Below are 18,691 nucleotides of genomic sequence, written 5' to 3' on the forward strand. Positions count from 1 at the left end.
TCTCTTCTATTACTTCTCTTCAATAGGCGCTAATTTCGCTTCAATTTCTGCTCGCTGATTTTCTAGGAACGGCGGTAGATCAAGTTTTTCTCCTAAATGTTCTACATCTCCATCAACTGTAAATCCTGGTCCATCTGTCGCAATTTCAAATAAGATTCCGTTTGATTCACGGAAATATAAGCTTTTAAAATAGAAACGGTCGATGATTCCTGAAGACTGGAAGCCTCTTTGTATCACCTGTTCTTCCCAATAAGCAAGCTCTGCATCATTTTTCACACGAATTGCTAAATGGTGAATGCTACCGCGGCCCGGTTTTTCAGTAGGACCATCTAAATATTTCACAACGATTTCTCCAAAAGCTTCTCCTTTAATGGACTGAAAAATCGCTTCTTCGTCATTTCGGCTAACCTCTGTATAACCAAACATCTCTGTAAGTGTACTCGCCATTTTATCAAGTCTACGAACTGTCATTTCCACAGAACCCATTCCTTGGATTTGATGTTCAGCAGGAACTTCTGATTTCTCCCAAGTCTCCCAGTGCTCCACTTTTTCTCCGTTTGAAACGAGTAGTACTAAGCGAAGACCTTCAGCATCCTCAAATTGCAAAGCAGGACGATTTGCATATGTTGTCATTTCACTATGTTTCACATCAAATTCCTCAAGTCGTGCTTTCCAGTAATGCAAGCTATCCTCTGAAGGAACAAGTAACCCAATTCGAGTAATCGCATTCGTACCACGGTATGTTTTTCCTACTAAAGGAATTTCGAAAAACGATAGCTCCGTACCTGGACTTCCCGTTTTATCTCCGTAAAATAAGTGATACATTGACGGATCATCTTGGTTTACTGTCATTTTCACACGACGTAAACCAAGTACATTTTTATAAAAGTGATTATTTTCATTTGCATTTTTCGTAACCATTGAAATGTGATGATGCCCTTTAATTTCATACATTGATAATTCCTCCGCTTCATTTTACTAGTCAAGTGATAATTAAAAAATAATATGCTTCTTAGCTTTTCAATTTATTCTCATTATATTTTTGTAAATTCATCTTAGTTTTTACTGAATAAGTTACTTCGTTTTTTAATCGAAAGCAAGTGAGTGTATGTTTTTCATATGACTCAATCACTTTCGTTACTATCACTTTACACCTCAAGTGATTGGAAAGCAAGCGAAAAATCTCGAATTTGAGATTTTTTTTAGTTAAATAACATTTAGGGTGTAAAATCATTAATTTCTGGATAGCGTCACTATCCAGCTAAAGACTCAAAGCTCCCCATGCCCATCAAGCTAACAAGAATACACTACCCCAAAACGATAAAAATGAACTTCGTTGCTATAAAGGATAATTTTTTGGTCCGAGGGAATTATAGAATTTTATATCTTTACAATTATTTATGGGGAGTTCATTCATTTTTTTTAAGAATAAGTAATTTCTTAAATAAAAGGTCACGTACCTCTTCCTTATGATTATTAATTTTTGGTGATTGATAAGAAATTTAATGAATGATTATTCGAATATGCTTTCGTAAATGTTAAATGTAGTTTTTGGATAATGTTTGGTCAAGTTGATACTAATACCCTCGATAAACGAAAGAAAATTAAGAGTGTTCCGAGAAAAAGTAATTAAAAAACGCTCTTAATTTATTTAATTGAGTTATCCTTTCATACAAAAATCTGATTATTTATGTAATTGAAATTCCATTAAAACGCTCATTTACAGAAGAACATTATTCAAGTGAAGCCCTCTATAATTCAATTACAACTCCTTGAAAGTTTATGATACTATCCTGATCACACTTTTCATATTTAATGTTTTAAGGAAAAAAGCTATACTATAAGCAAAACTAAAAACCAGAAAGGAAATACCATAACATGGAAAATTACTTACTATTTATCCTTACAGCACTCCTTATTATAATGATGCCTGGTCCCGGTTTTGCTTTAGTTACAAAAAACACTATCTCTCATGGTAGAAATGGTGGGATAAAGACCGTTTTAGGAACGGTATCTGGAATGATGATTCATACAATAATGGCTACACTAGGACTCTCTGCTATCTTAATGAAATTTGCTATGCTATTTACATTAATAAAATATGCTGGGGCATTTTATTTAATTTATTTAGCTGTAAAGTCAATTAAAAGTGCCTTTTCTAAAAAAGAAGATATGTCAGGTTCAGTGGAAATAAACTCTAAGGATATTGGAACGGTTAAAAGTTTTAGACAAGGATTTACCACGGCAATCTTAAACCCAAAAACGGCTGTATTTTTCCTTAGTTTTCTACCCCAATTTATTGTGAGTAATCAAAGTCATTTCTTCCAATTTCTTTTGTTGGGATTCACATTTACGACTTTGACAGCAATATGGTATTTACTTTATATCTCTCTAATACGTCAATTAAGAACTTTTTTAAGAAAAGAAAAGGTGAACCGTACAATAGAGGGTATTACTGGCACAGTATTATTAGTATTTGGAGTTAGGCTATTTTTCCAAAAATAAATATGTAATAGAGAGAGTTTAAAACTTTCGGTTTTTCCAATAAATGAATCAATATAAAAAATATGGCTTTCAAACAGTAAAAAAGTTAACAAACGAGTGTGTTTGTGGAATAAGCTTCAATAAAATAACCAAACTTTTTATAAAAAAGTGAATCGATTATATTAAATAAGAACATGTTTTGATTAACATGTTCTTTATATTTGCCTCTATATCATGATGGTTGTTTTTTGGCCGCGATGGTATTATTACGGAAAACGATCCAATCGAACAAGAAAAACGTATTAAATACAATGATTTAATCACCAATTCTGTAATTTTTCAAAATGTAGTAGATATCACTATAATTTTATGGCAACTAAAAAAGAAGGTTATCGCTTTTCACGCCAAGATTTAGAAAGGCTAAGTCCTTATATGACTATGCATATAAAACGCTTTGGGGATTATGTAATTGATTTACAGAAAATCCCCCAACCAATAGAAGAAGCAATCCCTTTATAAACTCAATAGGTCAAAGTTGGAAAAAAGGAAGTCTATGACCTATTTTTACACGTATCTCGGCTGTACCCCATATTGATATAAAGGCGTTATCCTTTCCTATGATTTCTCAGAAAGAATAACGCCTTTTTCTTTTTAGGGGGTATTTTGTCTAGTTAGCTTAATAGCGATGTGGTTCTACCCCTTATAAATGTTACAAAAATCTTTCAAATAGCTCTAACTTGCACAATGCTTCCCGTTAATATAATACGCTGATTCTGTGAAAACCGTAAATACAACCTCTACTTCTGGAAGTCCAAAATCCATTACATATGTAGTAATGGCCTTGGCAAATCGATCACGAATTTCCTGTCCACGCTCGAACCATTTCACTTCAATAAGAGGAAACGCTTCTATTTCTTCTCCATTGAATACAAACGTAGAACTTGGTAGTTCCAACGTAAAATTATCCGTACCACACTCACAAATCTCTGCGAGCTCTTCTACTAATGGCTTGCTTATGTGTTTTAATTGTTCAGTAGTAATTCCACGAAACACAACATGCGGCATGTGAATCCCTCCGTTAGATAGTTTTATATTTGCTCACATCATAGCACAATTTATTTTGCTACACTAGAATCTATTGATACATTTCAATGACATTCTTAAGAATGATCATATGTTATTGAAGCAATACAAGTATTGTAACTATTTAAAACATGTGAGAGCTCGGTAATTGGGTAAATAAAAAATGCCTTATCATTCTCCCTGTAAGGATGCATGAGAGGATCTCTATTAGGAAAGGGATGGTGCGCTTATATATTTAAAAAAGAAAGGACACCCTAAAGTGCCTTCCTCCGACTTGATAACCACTTTAATTTTAATAACATTGGATATTATTTTACCACGTTAAGTAATGTTGGTCATTGAGAAAGTCAAATACGTAGTGTTCATATATAGTGACCCCTAAGATCAAACAAGATTTAATACAGTTCTTTGGTTGATCCAAAAACAAACGAGAAACCTAAAACCGCGCCAGAATAGGAATGTATGAAAAAATGCATAGGTCCATAGAACGAAAAAAGGAGGTTCAGAAGCTGGCGTGAAAATTCAATTAGAGTATGAACTGATTTCTGGAGAATTTTTAGAAACAGCTGTAAGAGATGGAACAAGTAGCGATTGCCGTTATGGACAGGAACGTACGCAAACATTAGAGCCAGGGGAACTTTCTCTTCGTGATCTTGGCTATTTTTCTATTTATGATTTAGAAAAAATTGCGGATCGAAAAGCATTTTATGTGTCACGTATTCGCTGGAATACACAAGTCTATCAAAAAGAGAAAGGTGGAAAATGGAATCTTCTCGATTTAGAAAAATTGACGAAAGACCTACCTGAAGGACAAATACTAGAATTACCGGAAATCTATATAGGGCTTCACCAAAAACATAAAACACGCCTTGTCATATATCGTCTAACACAAACTGAGTGGGCGAAACGTTTGGAACATCACAAGAAAGCGAAAAAGAAGATGCCGAAATATGCAAGTCGTATCAACCTTCTTATTACGAACGTATCTAGTAAACACCTTCCACACAATGAAGTGTATGAACTGTATTCTTTACGGTGGCAAATTGAAATTATATTTAAAACATGGAAGTCTATTTTTAAAATTCATGAAGTGAAACCTGTGAAACTGGAACGATTTCAATGTCATTTATATGGGCAATTAATTGGTTTGTGTTTGGTAGCTAGCATTACATATCGAATGAGAAGGCTTATATGGGAGAAAAAACAAAAAGAGGTTAGTGAGTATAAGTGTACATATATCGTCAAAATTTACTTCTCTAGTATACACGACGTGCTTTTCACAACCTTTCAACATCCTGTATCAGTGCTAACCAGGCTCTTCCAGGATCTTGTCAAAAACGGACGAAAAGCACGAAGGTATAAGTGTCGTACACCGTTCGATATCCTTAGTATCACTCAAGAATGTACGAAAAGACTTCACAAAGCCGTATAAAAAATACGAAATCCAGAGAGTCTTATTTGAGTATGTCCAAAACGGCACTCTTCTACTCCCTATTGTAAAAAAATGAGTCCAATGCCAAAAGGCATCGGACTCATTTTTTTAAACTTGATGGCTATGGTCCTGTTGGGCGGCTTTTTTTATGTTCGTTTAATTATGCTTGATATGCCATGCTATCTGGAAATTCCTCGTTCTTTCTAAGACATCGCACAATCCTAGTACACGCACAATTAAAATAATGTTCTCTCATATTTAATGAATCCACTGGAGCTTGCTCTAGGTCATAAAACATTCGTTCCTTTTTATTATAGTGCATCTTACCTATTTTAGCGGGTGATTCAGAAGGATAGTATTGATAAACAACTATCTCTTCATCCTCAAATTCTTTAGTCATTAATAAACATATTGCCATAAATAAGGGCCCCTTTATTTATATTGAATTTCATGTTTGAAGTTGTCTGAGAAAAATGATTTCCTGATTTCTAGTTTGAAGTTGTTGAAAATGACTAGTCTTCTTTTAAAAATTCAATGTTGATTCTATCAACTTCAATTTCAACATGCTTGTTAAAGTATTCACTGTGTTCCGGGAATATTTCATCTTCGTCTGTAATAATAATCCCTGCATCAATAAACCCACGATTTAATATTCCACTAATACGATATTCGAAAGAATTATCAATTCTCTTTAAATTTTTCACTCCATCTATTCCTTCATTTATTTCAATACTATCAAAAACTGTAATGTCGAGAATAACAGGATAATTTTTTCCTTCTTCAATTTTATATGGACAAACAGTGGAGAATCCCGTAAACACTACACCGTTAATATTTATTGTAACCTCCTCTTCGATTAACTTATTGGTTTTTTCTACATACGCCATGTATTTCATATTTTTTCCTCCTATTATTAATCAGCAGGGTTTATAGATTAATAATCTACGTTTCAATAATACTCTTCTTGGCAGGGTAAAGATGTTATTGTAAATGAAGTCTATTAACCTAGTAACAGTATGAAAAAGAAACCAGCTCTTTATTTGAGCTAATTTTTTTATATCTTTGTTTGTTGCGCTATACTCCGTATGTCATTTCTTCCAAAAATTCTCCGCCATTTCTCAGGCATATTACTATCCTAGAAATCGCACAATTAAAATAATGATTTCTTGTTCCGATTGATTCTTCTGGAACAGGTTCTAAATCATAAAACATTTCCTCTTTTTTATGAAAATACATTTTCCCAACTTTTTCTGGTGATTCAGATGGATAATATTGATATACAACTATCTCTGCATCTTCAAATTCTTTATTCATTGTTATATGGATTCCCATAGTGTATCTCCTCCATTTTTATTCTGCATCTATATCAGATATCTTCCAAGGGCGACCGGATCTTAAAGTTGCATTATGTGCTGTTTTATAATCAGTTTTAAAAATCCCTTCAAATCGAGATTCGAATATTTCATGTCTAATTAACTCCATATCATTTGATAAAAAATCATGTTCTTTAAAAGATTCTTCTTCAATTATTTCCTTTTAACTATTTCATTTCATTTTTAATAAAAAAACAGCCTCACTAAGCGTATTAACACTTAATGAGGCCACTTTATTCACACTATTAATTATGGAACGTCGGTTTATAGAACGAACGATTATCAAGAGCAAAGACACGTTCAGTGTATTCGCCTGGTTTTGTGCGTCCTAATGCGCGGTCCATCATGTTCATTTTTGCATCTAAGTTATCGATGTAGTGCAGAATTTCTGCTTCTTTTACTAACGGTGGTTTTGGGCTACCCCATTCTGCTTTTCCGTGGTGAGAAAGGACGATGTGTTGAAGAATTAATACTTCTTCTGCATCGATTTGCAATTCGTCTGCTGCTTTACCAATTTCGTTCACCATAATAGAAATGTGGCCTAATAAATTTCCTTCTAACGTGTATGTTGTAGAAATTGGGCCAGATAATTCGATTACTTTACCAAGGTCATGTAAAATAACGCCTGCATATAGTAAGTCTTTATCTAACGATGGGTATAAAGCCGCAATAGCTTTCGCTAAATCAAGCATCGATACAACGTGATAAGCTAGTCCCGATACGAACTCGTGATGGTTCTTTGTCGCTGCTGGATATTCTAAAAATTCGTTTTGATGCTTATTTAACAAATGTCTTGTTAGACGTTGAATGTTCGGGTTTCTCATTTCAAATATGTATTGCGTAATTTTTTCAACCATATCTTCTTTTTTCACTGGTGCTTTTTCTACGAAATCCGATATGTCCGTTACTTCATTTTCATTCGCAACACGGATTTGTTTCACACGTAATTGAATACGTCCTTTGTAGTTTAAAATATCACCAGCTACTTTAACGATTGTTTCCGCTACATATTGTTTCTCAACTTCTGGTGATACGTCCCATAGCTTCGCTTCAATATCTCCACTTGGATCTTGTAAGATTACTGTTAAAAATGGTTTCCCATTGCTTGCTAAACCTTTTGTCGCTGTTTTAATTAACAAGAAAACATCGACTTGTTCACCAACTTCATATTCTGCAATTTTCTTTTTCATTCGAATTCCTCCACCATATCAGTTACTTTTAGTATAGCACACTACAACTCATTTTCTTTACGCTTATGCGTTAATTTTATAATCTGTTTTTCTGTAAAATATGTTAGCAAATGTGCATGACATGTAAAGAAGATGACTTGTCTATCTTGCGCAATTTCCTTTATTAGTTCAATCGTACGATTCGTCCTTACCGCATCAAAATGCACGAAACTATCATCAATAATAAACGGATAATCATGCTCAAATGTTTTCGCTAATGCAAACCGTAACGATAAATATAACTGCTCTGCTGTCGCTTGGCTTAGTTCATGACTGTAAAAACGCATACCGTCGTTACGTTCCACAATAAAAGGTTCCGCCTCTGACGGTGAAAAGATTTTACTATATCGTCCGCCTGTTAAATAGACGAAGTACTCTTCTGATTTTTGTAAAATACGAGGAAGGTGTACCTCATGATAATATTGCTTCGTTTTCGTTAACACTGTCTTTGCCGCCGCATAAGCAGCCCATTTCTTCACTTGTTCACGCACTTGCGCTTTTTTCATTTCCCATTCGTGCATTAAATCGCCGTACGTACTGCCTTCTTCTAAATTCGCAATTTCCATACGATGTTTCGCAATACGCTCTGTCAGTTCTTTCTCTTTCGTAAGACAATTTTGCGCGATTGTCATTTCTTGCTTTAATTTTTCATCATAACCGTCAGCTTCATAATGTTCAGCTAATGATAAACTCGTTAAACGCTGTTCTAATAGATCAATTTGTGGTAATAAACGCCCTACTTGTTTCTCAGCATCTTCACGTTTTTCCGCCAGTTTACCTGCCTCTAAAAACATCTCTTCATCTGTAGAATATGCGATATGCCATAATCCATCTCTTTCTACTAATAGTTGTTTCAATTGCTCTTGCGTGAACTCGTATTCTTCTTGCCATTCCGCTAATTTCTCTTTTAGCTGCTTACAAGTTTGGCGCTTCTCTTTCTCATTTTGCATACGACTTTGTGCCTCGTGCAGCTTACTATATTCTGCGCTACCGATAACAGTTTCTAGTTTATGTTCAAATTGCGAAATCATTTCATATAATGAAGATTTTCGCGCGCCTTGCTTCTCTAATTCGCGATATAATTGCTGCATTTTTTCCATACGCTCAAACGCCGGTAATATGTGCGCATACGTATAAAACTCAGGGAACGTATAGCGCATTTTATACACATTTACTTGTTCGCTAATGCGGAACGTTTCTCGCTCCCATTCCTCATACGATGAAACGACTTTATCATACGCTCGCTCCATTTGCTGCAACTTATACGACTCGCGCTCAAATAGCTTACGAATCTCTTCATCTTTTTCTAACTCATAGCGCACAGACATCGCTTCTTCACTTTGTCTCCCGCCAGCACTTTGCTGAAGAGTAAGAAGCTCTTCTTGTAATCCACTTGACGGATCTTTATATAAAACGAGAGCAAGAACGATCCCTACAAAAATAATGACACTAATAAATAAGAGTAGGCGGTTGTCCATAAATAAGCTTGTGAATAAAACAACTGTGTTAATAAGAAGTAACAGAAGACAAACTCTTTGCCACTGTTTTTTCTTTTGCACTGCCGCTCCTGCCTTCTCTTCATACTTGCGCTTCATTCTCTCTGCGCCCATACCGATAAACGCCGCATCTTGGAATGACTTTTCTTTCTCAACTAGCGTATTTCGTTCTTCATCCGCTAACATTTGTTGCTTAACCTGTTTTATGTTTTCTTCTTGTTCTTCTAATTGCTCCTGCGCTACTTTAAAACGCTCATCCAGCTGTGTTTTTTGCGTTTCTAGTTCGCGCGCCTTTTGCACCGTTTGCGTAATTAACTCTTTCGTTGCCAAACTCATATCAAACGAAAGAACTGTTTCTTTTTCAAAAGTAGCACCGATTTGTTGCTCTAGTTCTGCCAGTTCTTCTTTTATATTCGTAATTGTTCCTGTCATATCACGCATTTCTTGGCGTGCATTTTCGTAAGACATATGCTGCATACGAAGTTCTTCTACATAACTTTCTTTTTGTAAAAACTCTTCATCTATTTGAATCGATTCCATTTCCGATTGCACATTCTCTATTTTTTTCTGGAGCGAATCAACTTGTAATTGGAGCGGCTCCATCTTCGCCTTAATCGCTTCATAGCGCGCCATCCCGTTTACAGGAAATTGTCCGCTCTCATTTTCTAACACTTTCTCATGCGCACGCTTTTCAATAACGAGAGGCTCAAGCGCAGCTAATATTTCATAATCTTGCTTTCGCTTTTCTGCACTCTCTTTTTCCACGCGAACAAAAGCTAGCTTCTCTTCACTTTCTTTTAACTGCTCCACTTGCTTTTCATACGTGCCAATTTTCCCTTGCCACTCTTTCATCTTCTCTTCAAGCTTCTTCATCTCTTGCAGTGACACGTTAATTTCTGGTTTTCGCCCACTCGGCTTAAAACGCTGATCCATTTCTTTCTCTAGCTTTTTATCGAGCTGCAATAACGCATCGCTTCCGACTGCACTTGCCGAAAATAAATAATTTCCGATATCCGCTTCGCCTAGCTGATGAATATTTTGAAGACCGTGCATATCAAATGAAAAGACAGATTCAAATAAACTTTCATTCATCCCGCTTAATATATCGTTTAAAATTTCCTCGCCGCCCGTTTTCCCGTCTTCAAAATAAACGGTCACCTCGCCAGCTGCCGTCTTTGGCAATCGCTCAATTTTCAAACGGCCGTACTTCTCTGTTTGTACAGTCATCGCACCGCCATACTTGCCGCCTTCTTTCGGCTCATAACGGCGCTGTCCCCTCGTCGGAAAACCGAATAAAATACTTTTCATAAATGAGCGAATTGTCGATTTCCCCGCTTCATTTTCACCGTACAACACCGTCAGCAATGACAGATCCATTTCCACATTCTCTAATTTTCCGTACCCATAAATATGGAGTTTTTCAATTCTCATTTCTTATCCCTCTCTTGCTGGAATAATTGCTCTAAAATAATATTTTCTGCTTCTTTTTGAATCTCTTTCTTCTCTTCTTCTGTAAAAGATTCAATACTATTACGCGCTACAGGAGATGTCCAAATCGTGCGTAACACACCGTCCATATTAGTGAAAGCTTCTAGCTCTTTTAGCACACTACCGACGAAATGATTTTCTTCTTTCAAACGCTCGATTTCCGCAAAAGAAACCGTCTCATTTTTCCACTTCATCGCATATACGAAGTCTTTTCGCTCTTCGCCCGCTGCTAAAATATGAAAAATCTCTTCCACACGTTTTTCATCACGTAAATAAGGAGAAAGTGGGCCTTGTCCTGTAAATACGACAGTAAGTAGCGTCCCTTCCTCTTCTCTTCGGTATTCATTCATCGCACTCGATACGTTCGTCATAAGTTCATCAACAGTTTCAAGTCCATCAATATTCACTTCAATTTCATCCCATACAACATCTGCCGTATGGAAAAATGAACATTGCGATCCTTGTTTCGTAAGTTCAATCAGATATGCACCCTTCTCGCCCGTTTCCTTACGATGACGTCCTTGTATATTCCCTGGATAAATAATGTACGGCTCTTCTGATAAAATCTCACGTTTATGTATATGGCCAAGAGCCCAATAATCAAACTGCTTTTCTTTTAGCTCACGAATTTGAAACGGTGCATAGCGATTATGCTCTGCATCCCCTTCAACACTTCCGTGAAGCATGCCAATATGAAAAGGCGCATCACTCATTTTCGTATACTGCGCTGTCATATTATCCGTTACCGCTTGCTGCAAATAACTAAACCCGTAAATAGAAGCTAACAACTCACCATTTTTATAAAACGACTTCTCTTCTACATAAGGCTCCGTAAACACATGAACATTTTCCGGAAACTCAATTGCTGCCCAGCTTCCCCCTAAATGATCGTGGTTACCGTGAATAATAAAAACAGGGATATCGTACTGCGACAGTCTCTTCATTTGCTCGCGCACAAACACTTGCGCCCTCAAACTTCTCGTCTCCGCATCATACAAATCCCCGGCTAGTAATACGAAATCAACGCGCTCTTGAATCGCTTTATCAACAATACGTTCGAACGATTCAAACGTACTTTGTTTCATTCTTTCCCAAACAGACTGCGGTACATTCATTTCCATCCCTTTAAACGGACTATCCAAATGCAAATCAGCCGCATGTATAAACTTCACTTGTTTCACAAATAACGATCCTTTCTATATTTCAAAAGTTTCATTTTATCCGCATGAGCACAAACAATACATGCTCAATTGGTGAAAACTAGTAATAAGCAGGAAATAAAAAACTCCCCACTGATTAAAGTTTCACTTTACCCCGTATTAACGGGCAGTAAGCCTAAGAAGTCAGTCTGAAAGCAAACTGCCCGTAAATACCCGATTGGTTCCACTAATAACTAGTGGGGATGAAAAGACTCCCCACTAGTTAAAGTGTCACTTTATTGTAACACGCAATGTCATATATTTCTTTGCATATTCTAGTGATTTATGCCAAAATAGTTATAAGATTCTGATTTTTATCATTGGAGGGAATTTTCATGGGAGTATACGTTCTAACAGTCTTTGAAAAAGATGGTTCTAAAGCATTAGACGAATCATTCGAGGCGGCAACTGAAAAAGAAGCGAAAGCAAAAGGTGAATCTATTTTACAAGAAAAAGGATTGCACGAAAAAACACATCGCTGTACATCTTCTGCAGGTAAGCTCGTTTTATTCCAGCGCTAAAAAAAGAAGCGTCATCCGCTTCTTTTTACTCTACTATATCTTCGTCACACCACGTAAACACCACATCTAGAATGCGATTACCGATACGTACGCGCTTATTCCATTTTCCTGTTTGGATCTGATGTTGCAATTCTGCTTTCATCTTTTCCGTCCAGTCGTGAATCGTTTCACTACCGTTGTACGGATATATGCTTGGAAACTCTTCCTGCAGTAGATGCAAGCTCTCTGCATCAAAATGAAAATGGAAGAAGTAGTTTGCTGTAAGCGATGGTTCTTGCAATCGTAAAAAATGATCATCAACTTGCTTTCTATTTCTATAGAAAGTAAAGATATTCACTTTACCGCTCGTAATTTGGTCAATTTGAATTTCGTGCTTCTCTATAATCACGTCTTGCCCACCTCGTTATATACTATCCTTAGTATATATGTCTTTTGCAACAAAGTTAACCATTTTCGTGCGAAATTCATTTCCTTCATTATATTACCTGTACCTCCATATGCAATCAGAACAAATAAAAACAAAGTTGAAGGGGAGCGATCACATGTATTTCGGAAGCAAAGGTTGGTATGTAAAAGAACTTAAAAAATTAGGTATCCGTACTTATGAAGGTAAAAAACTAGAATCGTATCGTACGCATGTATTATCTAGTTTACTTGAGAGAATGAAGAAAGCTTCGGCTTAATAGGTTTAGGAAGCAACTACGGTTGCTTCCTTTTTATTTATTAAATAAAAAGGAAATCATAATACCTTATTCTACCTCTATCGTTATACCCCCTTGATAGAAACCACCCGTTATCAACTGAATCTCTATTACCAAATACTCTTCCAAATAATCATTCGTATATATTTTAAATTCGCCAAACTTATTAACCCGCCCACTTCCAACAAGCATATCACCACTCGTTATGACAATGATTGAATAAGGCTCTGCACAGCCCGATACATAATTAGCACCATATTTCACAAAACCTATCTTTATTTCCTTATGAACTTTAGTAACTGAATCTATACATTTCTTATTACGCAACTTATCCTCTCTCTCTTCAGCCCTCGAAAGCACTCGATTCCTGCTAACCTTTTCTGAAGAGAAAGCAACATTTCCAAGCCAATTAAACTTATCAAATTTAGTAATAGGTAGAAACATCTACGTTAACTCCCCCATTCTTCCAACACGTTCAAGGTTGCGATAAAAGAAAACAGTTTTACTTTTTCATTCAATTTCGCACTGTTAATTTGTATTGAACACATAGAATACTGTTTTTTACCCCAGATGCTATGAAAACACTACACAAAAGGAACCACACTCCATTCAATATAAATCCGCCTTCAAATATGTTAATAATAATTATGTTGCCAATGATTAAGAGAATCCATGAAATAGAATACTGTTTTCCATTTGTAATATATAAAATTTTATCCTTATTACAGGCTATAATTCCCCCACCTTGCCAAACACCAATAGCAAAAGAAAAAAGCGTAACTGCCAGTAACTCTGCTTGTAAATCTCTAGTCATTGGTTGCGGCGCCGTATAAGTAATAATCCCTATCATCATGAGAAAAGTAATAATATGTATCCAGTTTAATTTTGTTTGTTTGCTTTGCAGCCAAATAAAGAAAATTACTACAGAAATTAAAAACAAAGTTGCCATTTAATTATTCTTCTTCCTTTCCCACATTAAAAACGTCTGTGTAATGCAATTAGAGCGTTCTTAAATCTCTCATACTTTCTAAAGCATAACATGAGAAAGAAATAAAAAAATCGTACAAAAGGGCAAGCCTATAATGTACGATTGGGCATATATAATGTTTTAAAAATGAATTAATTTCCTTTCAATAGATACAGCTACTGCTTCTGACCTTGAATTAACACCTAATTTATTGTATATATTTGTTAAATACGCTTTTACCGTTCGCTCAGCTATTCCCATATCGAATGCAATTTCTTTATTCTTATTTCCACGCGCAATAGCTTTCAACACAAACAATTCTTTTTCTGTTAAGTTATTTTCTTCAACCATATTAGCATGTATTTCTTTCCTTTTATAATTCACTATCTTTTCCATAATATTGGGTTGTAGTAATATCTCACCTCGAATAGCCGCTTCCAATGTTCGAAACAAATTCTCACGATCCGTATCTTTTAGCAAATATCCTTTTGCTCCTAGCTCAATTCCCTTTAACATTAATTCATCTTCGTTATAAGTAGTTAATATAATAATCGGCGTATGATTTTGTTTTTTATTTAAAGCTTCAATTGTTTCTAAACCACTCATTTTAGGCATATTTAAATCCATTAAAATAACATCAGGTTCCTTTTTTTCTATGAAAGAAAGGGCTTCTTCTCCGTTTGCAGCCTCACCTATAATTTGAAATGAATCACTCGTTTCTAATATTAATTTCAGACCTTCTCTTACAACGAAATGATCATCCACAATTAATACGTTATACTTCATGGCTATCTCCTTCATTATTGATAGGTACTTGAATATACACTTTCGTACCCTTCATCTTTTCACTCAATATATGTATTTCTCCATTCATCAATCGAACACGCTCATTTAAGCCAATTAAGCCGTAATGTCCAGGACTCTTACCGATATCTCCAGTGTCAAAACCAATTCCATTATCTTCAACTTCAATAGTAAGTTTTTCAAGATCATCGATATATTCAACTTTTAAATTTACCTCTGTTGCCTGCGAATGTTTTGCGATATTCGTTAAACATTCACTAATTACATATAAACAATGTTCCTTTACTAAGCTTGAAATATGCGGAGGGCTTTGAATAGTAAATCTCACGTGTATAGACGTAGCCTCAGAAAAACGTTGAACTTCTTCCTCTACTGCTTTATTAAATGAATTGGTAGTATGACGCAAATCATCAATAACCAGCCTTGCATCATGTAAAGTTTGTCTCGCTCTTATCATAGTTTGTTTCATAATCTCTTGAGATCGCACTGTATTCCCTTTTTGCATATGGGCATCTATTGCTTCCAATTGCATAATTAAGCTCGCTACACCTTGCGCTAACGTATCATGTAAATCTCTTGCCATTCGCTGTCTTTCATTAGCTAATGTCAATTCTTCTACTCTCATATATGCAGACTCTAACTCTTGAAGGTAGCTCTGTATACGATTCCGTGCATCATATTGCTGCTTATTAATATAAGAAAAAGGAATAATAATTGCTAACACTAACAGAAACATAGAGATAAGAATAGCTAATTTATTCACACCATAATTTATACTAATTGCAGTACAAAATATTGCATACATAAGAGTAAAAACTGCTATTACTTTAAATATATTGTGATAAACATATAGACTTTGGGCAATTAAAATAGGGGTTAATCCAACAAAAATTGCTATCGAAGCATTTGATGCAATGAATGCTGCCAAAAACACAATGAACAGTTGTACAAAAAAGAAATATAACAATTGCCTATTCCTTAATGAACTAGCATACCAATGAAAAACAGTATGAATAACAATGACCATTGTAAAGAAGAAATTATCCATCGAGAGAATATTATTACGAAATTCTAAAAGCAATGAAGCTATATATACGAGTGTAATCCATAAAACAATAAACCTTCTCGGAATAAATACCGCTTCCAATACATTTTTATCCAAATCAATATTTGAATTTATTTTTTTCATATTCGACCTCCACCATTATATTATACAAGATGCAGCTTACATTTTGATAAAGTGAAGGCTTTTACATGCAGCCCGCCCCCCACAAATAGCAGGATAAGTTACTGATTCCTCTTCATCCTCATTACCAAATATAAATATGAAATATTGCATATCGAAATGCATCGATATTTACGTAAGCGCTTACTATAATGATGGTATAAAGATTCATTACATCTTACCATTAAAAAAGGAGGCAATCATATGGAAATCGCAATGGCAGTTTTAAAATTTGTAGGTGGAGTAATTCCATTAGTTCAAGAGCTTTTAAAAGCATTCATGTAAGGTTATCATTCAGCAATCATTTATAAGAATTCTCATACAAATGATCTGTATTTCAAAAACAAATTGATACACAGATCATTTGTGTGAGAAGACTTTATACGAGAACTATGTAACCTAGCAGAACAATAATGATGCATCTATCTCAAGTTGGAAAAAGACGCTCACAAAAGCGTCTTTTTCTTATATTACTATGTATTCAGGAGAAATCGATTTTATCAAATGGATAAACGACGACTTTCTGTTCCCCTTTATTTTTTACTAATGAAATAACCACCCAAACCAAAAATGCTATAATAAACCCAATCAAACTAAGGGGCACATTCATCTTGCACGGAAAACACATTCAATTTCACAAGTTTGGCAACCCAAAAGATGTATTACAAGTGGAATATAAAAATATAGAACCATTAAAAGAGAATGAAGTTCTCGTTCGTATGTTAGTTAGACCAATTAATCCATCTGACTTAATTCCTGTTACCGGAGCGTATGCCCATAGAATTCCGTTACCTAACATACCTGGTTATGAAGGCGTTGGTATTGTAGAAGATGTGATTGGAAGGCTTAAAAATAAATATGACAACGGCACATTAGGTAAGAAAAAATCAAAAAACGCTCAAGTGTTACTATATAGTTTAATACCAATTGGAATGCTCCTTGGCTGTATAATCGGTTTGATTTTCGGCATGTTTTTCCCAGATTATTCACTTCTTGCAGTGAGTTTAGGAGCTGCAATCGGCTATTTATTTGGCTTTTTTGCTTATGAATTTTATAGCAAGGCAGGAAACAATTATTCATAATCCAAGAACAGAAGCGACCTTGGAATAAGCAAGGACAAAAAAATCCCCTCAAAGCATAAGCTTCGAGAGGTGAGCCTGTTTTTTATTTACTTATATACGTACAGCTGTACCACTTACAGCAACCATTAACATTCCATCACGAACTACTTCGTAATCTACGTCAATACCAACGATAGCGTTCGCACCTTTTTGTTTTGCAAGTTCTTTCATTTCATCCATTGCGATATCACGAGCTTCTTTTAGCTTGCTTTCGTAAGAACCAGCACGACCACCGACAACATCACGAACAGAAGCGAATAAGTCGCGAACAATATTTGCACCCATAATAGCTTCACCATTTACAATATCGATATACTCAATAATTTCTTTACCTTGAATTCCAGACGTTGTTGTTACAATCATGACTGACACTCTCCTAATAAGTTGTAGTTTTAATTAGCTTTCTTATGTCTTTATTATGACATGGAAAAAGTAACTAATCTATTGAATTACCTTACAGGAATGTGACAGTTTTGTAAGAATAAAACGCGCATTATGTTTAATTTTAATAAAGCGCTTTAATATTGGGATACATAAAAGATTCTCTATTTTCTTTCCAGTCCTTTTCTACTTCTTTAAAAGTTGGTCGTCCTAATTCTTCATTGTTTTTCTGTTTACGAAACCATTTCTTCACATACTTCTCTCCATTTTGATTTTGAACTGTACAAAGGAAACTATTACTACTATCCTTTACTATTTTTACAATCACGAAAAGACACCCCTTCCTTTTCAATAAAGTGAAACTTTAATCAGTGGGGGGCATCCCCACTGATTATTAGTTGAACCAATCGGGCTTTTACGGGCAGTTGATCCCCGCCTAACTTCTTTGTTTTCACTGAATTTTGAGGTGGGGGTCTTACTGCCCGTTAATGCGGGATAACAGAATAGAACTTGATCTTTTACTATAAGCCCTTCCTCTCTTATAGTCATACGACTCCTCGGCCGCGCCAAAGTTGTAAGATCAAAAAACGATATTCACTATGTTTACATTTTGCATAATTGATATGTGAAGTAAATATTATTTAAAGAAATCAGAGTTATAAGCATTATGCTTATCAAATATTTTATAAATTTCTAACTTATCATCTAATTTTGCATCTACTAAAATTAATATATTTCCATCGTAAATGTATTCTTCATATTTCTTAGCGTGTTCTTCAGGAATTCCTAATCCGATAAATGCTCCTATTAAACTTCCAGCTCCTCCGCCAATACCGGCTCCTCCAATAGCTGCTGCAATAGGTCCCGCTGCTACGATTGGACCCATTCCAGAAACGGCAAGTATACCAAGACCTGTTAATAAACCACCGAGTCCGCCTGCTACTCCTCCTGCCACAAGCCCTGTCGCTGAAAAGATATCCGCTTTATGTGCAGTTTCATGATTCACTTTTTTACCCGATTTTTCTTCCAGATGTTCAATTTCCTTTTGATCCTTCGCAATAGCTGAAATATTATCCGCCGAGTATCCTTTATCATTTAATTCATTAATAACACATGCCGCATCATCAATTGTTCTAAAAACACCTACTATTTTTCTATCTACATCCATAACTATTAACCTCCTAAAG

At 35.3% G+C, this 18,691-nt stretch carries 20 protein-coding genes and 3 pseudogenes; 7 read left to right on the plus strand and 16 right to left on the minus strand.

Annotation, left to right across the window (positions count from 1 at the left end; all coding sequences use genetic code 11):
• Positions 1-9 precede the first annotated feature (9 nt).
• Positions 10-954 carry a ring-cleaving dioxygenase gene (locus tag DN392_RS07070; RefSeq protein ID WP_000272958.1) on the minus strand — a complete coding sequence of 315 codons (945 nt, stop codon included), beginning with the start codon at positions 952-954 and terminating at the stop codon, positions 10-12.
• A gap of 924 nt (positions 955-1,878) precedes the next feature.
• On the opposite strand from DN392_RS07070, the gene DN392_RS07080 reads away from it, so the two are divergent.
• Entirely contained in the window at positions 1,879-2,505 is a 627-nt protein-coding gene (locus tag DN392_RS07080) for a LysE family translocator (protein ID WP_000432978.1), read from the plus strand.
• A 217-nt stretch (positions 2,506-2,722) separates the two neighbouring features.
• A pseudogene (locus DN392_RS31135) lies at positions 2,723-3,003 on the plus strand (Tn3 family transposase); the annotation flags it as partial.
• A 213-nt stretch (positions 3,004-3,216) separates the two neighbouring features.
• Here DN392_RS31135 and DN392_RS07090 read toward each other — a convergent pair.
• Entirely contained in the window at positions 3,217-3,549 is a 333-nt protein-coding gene (locus DN392_RS07090; protein WP_001120954.1) for a DUF1904 family protein, read from the minus strand.
• 514 nt (positions 3,550-4,063) lie between these two features.
• Here DN392_RS07090 and DN392_RS07100 point away from each other — a divergent pair.
• Positions 4,064-4,929, plus strand: a pseudogene (locus DN392_RS07100) (IS4 family transposase); the annotation flags it as partial.
• A 230-nt stretch (positions 4,930-5,159) separates the two neighbouring features.
• On the opposite strand, the gene DN392_RS07105 reads toward DN392_RS07100, so the two are convergent.
• The 6 genes from DN392_RS07105 to DN392_RS07135 all read right to left on the minus strand — a co-directional run bounded on the left by DN392_RS07105 (position 5,160) and on the right by DN392_RS07135 (position 11,766).
• Complete coding sequence (locus DN392_RS07105) at positions 5,160-5,417, minus strand: hypothetical protein (protein WP_000952060.1); 258 nt, start codon at positions 5,415-5,417, stop codon at positions 5,160-5,162.
• Positions 5,418-5,511: 94 nt separating this feature from the next.
• The gene (locus DN392_RS07110; RefSeq protein WP_000876519.1) at positions 5,512-5,895 is read right to left on the minus strand and encodes a hypothetical protein; all 384 of its coding nucleotides are present in this window, start codon (positions 5,893-5,895) and stop codon (positions 5,512-5,514) included.
• A 178-nt stretch (positions 5,896-6,073) separates the two neighbouring features.
• Positions 6,074-6,331: a hypothetical protein gene (locus DN392_RS07115; RefSeq protein ID WP_000511218.1), complete on the minus strand. Its 258-nt coding sequence runs from the start codon at positions 6,329-6,331 to the stop codon at positions 6,074-6,076.
• Positions 6,332-6,617: 286 nt separating this feature from the next.
• Positions 6,618-7,562, minus strand: coding sequence for a 3'-5' exoribonuclease YhaM (yhaM, locus tag DN392_RS07125; protein ID WP_000726645.1), 945 nt, complete (start codon positions 7,560-7,562; stop codon positions 6,618-6,620).
• Between the two features lie 41 nt (positions 7,563-7,603).
• Positions 7,604-10,528, minus strand: a complete 2,925-nt coding sequence (locus tag DN392_RS07130; protein ID WP_149237972.1) for an ATP-binding protein — start codon at positions 10,526-10,528, stop codon at positions 7,604-7,606.
• Positions 10,525-11,766, minus strand: coding sequence for a metallophosphoesterase family protein (locus DN392_RS07135; protein WP_000815724.1), 1,242 nt, complete (start codon positions 11,764-11,766; stop codon positions 10,525-10,527). The genes DN392_RS07130 and DN392_RS07135 overlap by 4 nt, the downstream gene beginning before the upstream one ends.
• Positions 11,767-12,119: 353 nt before the next feature.
• On the opposite strand from DN392_RS07135, the gene DN392_RS07140 reads away from it, so the two are divergent.
• Positions 12,120-12,305, plus strand: coding sequence for a YhzD family protein (locus DN392_RS07140; RefSeq protein ID WP_000539550.1), 186 nt, complete (start codon positions 12,120-12,122; stop codon positions 12,303-12,305).
• A 25-nt stretch (positions 12,306-12,330) separates the two neighbouring features.
• On the opposite strand, the gene DN392_RS07145 is transcribed toward DN392_RS07140, so the two are convergent.
• The gene (locus tag DN392_RS07145; RefSeq protein WP_000582795.1) at positions 12,331-12,693 is read right to left on the minus strand and encodes a hypothetical protein; all 363 of its coding nucleotides are present in this window, start codon (positions 12,691-12,693) and stop codon (positions 12,331-12,333) included.
• A gap of 154 nt (positions 12,694-12,847) precedes the next feature.
• Between DN392_RS07145 and DN392_RS07150 the strand changes: the two genes are divergently transcribed.
• A complete protein-coding gene (locus DN392_RS07150) occupies positions 12,848-12,988 on the plus strand; it encodes a YflJ family protein (protein ID WP_000273536.1) in 141 nt (46 codons plus the stop codon).
• 66 nt (positions 12,989-13,054) lie between these two features.
• On the opposite strand, the gene DN392_RS07155 is transcribed toward DN392_RS07150, so the two are convergent.
• The 4 genes from DN392_RS07155 to DN392_RS07170 form a co-directional block, all read right to left on the minus strand.
• Positions 13,055-13,450 (minus strand): hypothetical protein, encoded by a 396-nt coding sequence (locus DN392_RS07155; RefSeq protein ID WP_000479664.1) that lies wholly within the window; start codon positions 13,448-13,450, stop codon positions 13,055-13,057.
• Between the two features lie 70 nt (positions 13,451-13,520).
• Entirely contained in the window at positions 13,521-13,955 is a 435-nt protein-coding gene (locus DN392_RS07160) for a hypothetical protein (protein ID WP_000212319.1), read from the minus strand.
• A 159-nt stretch (positions 13,956-14,114) separates the two neighbouring features.
• Positions 14,115-14,759, minus strand: a complete 645-nt coding sequence (locus DN392_RS07165) for a response regulator (protein WP_000876843.1) — start codon at positions 14,757-14,759, stop codon at positions 14,115-14,117.
• Positions 14,749-15,966 carry a sensor histidine kinase gene (locus DN392_RS07170; RefSeq protein WP_000723583.1) on the minus strand — a complete coding sequence of 406 codons (1,218 nt, stop codon included), beginning with the start codon at positions 15,964-15,966 and terminating at the stop codon, positions 14,749-14,751. Before DN392_RS07170 ends, DN392_RS07165 begins: the two co-directional genes overlap by 11 nt.
• Positions 15,967-16,102: 136 nt before the next feature.
• Here DN392_RS07170 and DN392_RS31140 point away from each other — a divergent pair.
• A pseudogene (locus DN392_RS31140) lies at positions 16,103-16,287 on the plus strand (hypothetical protein).
• Positions 16,288-16,670: 383 nt separating this feature from the next.
• Positions 16,671-17,084: an alcohol dehydrogenase catalytic domain-containing protein gene (locus tag DN392_RS30690; protein ID WP_420885477.1), complete on the plus strand. Its 414-nt coding sequence runs from the start codon at positions 16,671-16,673 to the stop codon at positions 17,082-17,084.
• Positions 17,085-17,174: 90 nt separating this feature from the next.
• Here the strand turns inward: DN392_RS30690 and DN392_RS07180 are convergent, their stop codons facing one another.
• The 3 genes from DN392_RS07180 to DN392_RS07195 all read right to left on the minus strand — a co-directional run bounded on the left by DN392_RS07180 (position 17,175) and on the right by DN392_RS07195 (position 18,672).
• Positions 17,175-17,486, minus strand: a complete 312-nt coding sequence (locus tag DN392_RS07180) for a YbjQ family protein (protein ID WP_000637510.1) — start codon at positions 17,484-17,486, stop codon at positions 17,175-17,177.
• 142 nt (positions 17,487-17,628) lie between these two features.
• Complete coding sequence (locus DN392_RS07185; RefSeq protein WP_048566992.1) at positions 17,629-17,832, minus strand: DUF4028 family protein; 204 nt, start codon at positions 17,830-17,832, stop codon at positions 17,629-17,631.
• Positions 17,833-18,141: 309 nt separating this feature from the next.
• Positions 18,142-18,672, minus strand: a complete 531-nt coding sequence (locus DN392_RS07195; RefSeq protein WP_048566990.1) for a general stress protein — start codon at positions 18,670-18,672, stop codon at positions 18,142-18,144.
• Positions 18,673-18,691: the final 19 nt, after the last annotated feature.

This window comes from Bacillus sp. BB51/4, from assembly GCF_008368845.1.
In the GTDB taxonomy this organism is placed as follows: domain Bacteria; phylum Bacillota; class Bacilli; order Bacillales; family Bacillaceae_G; genus Bacillus_A; species Bacillus_A wiedmannii.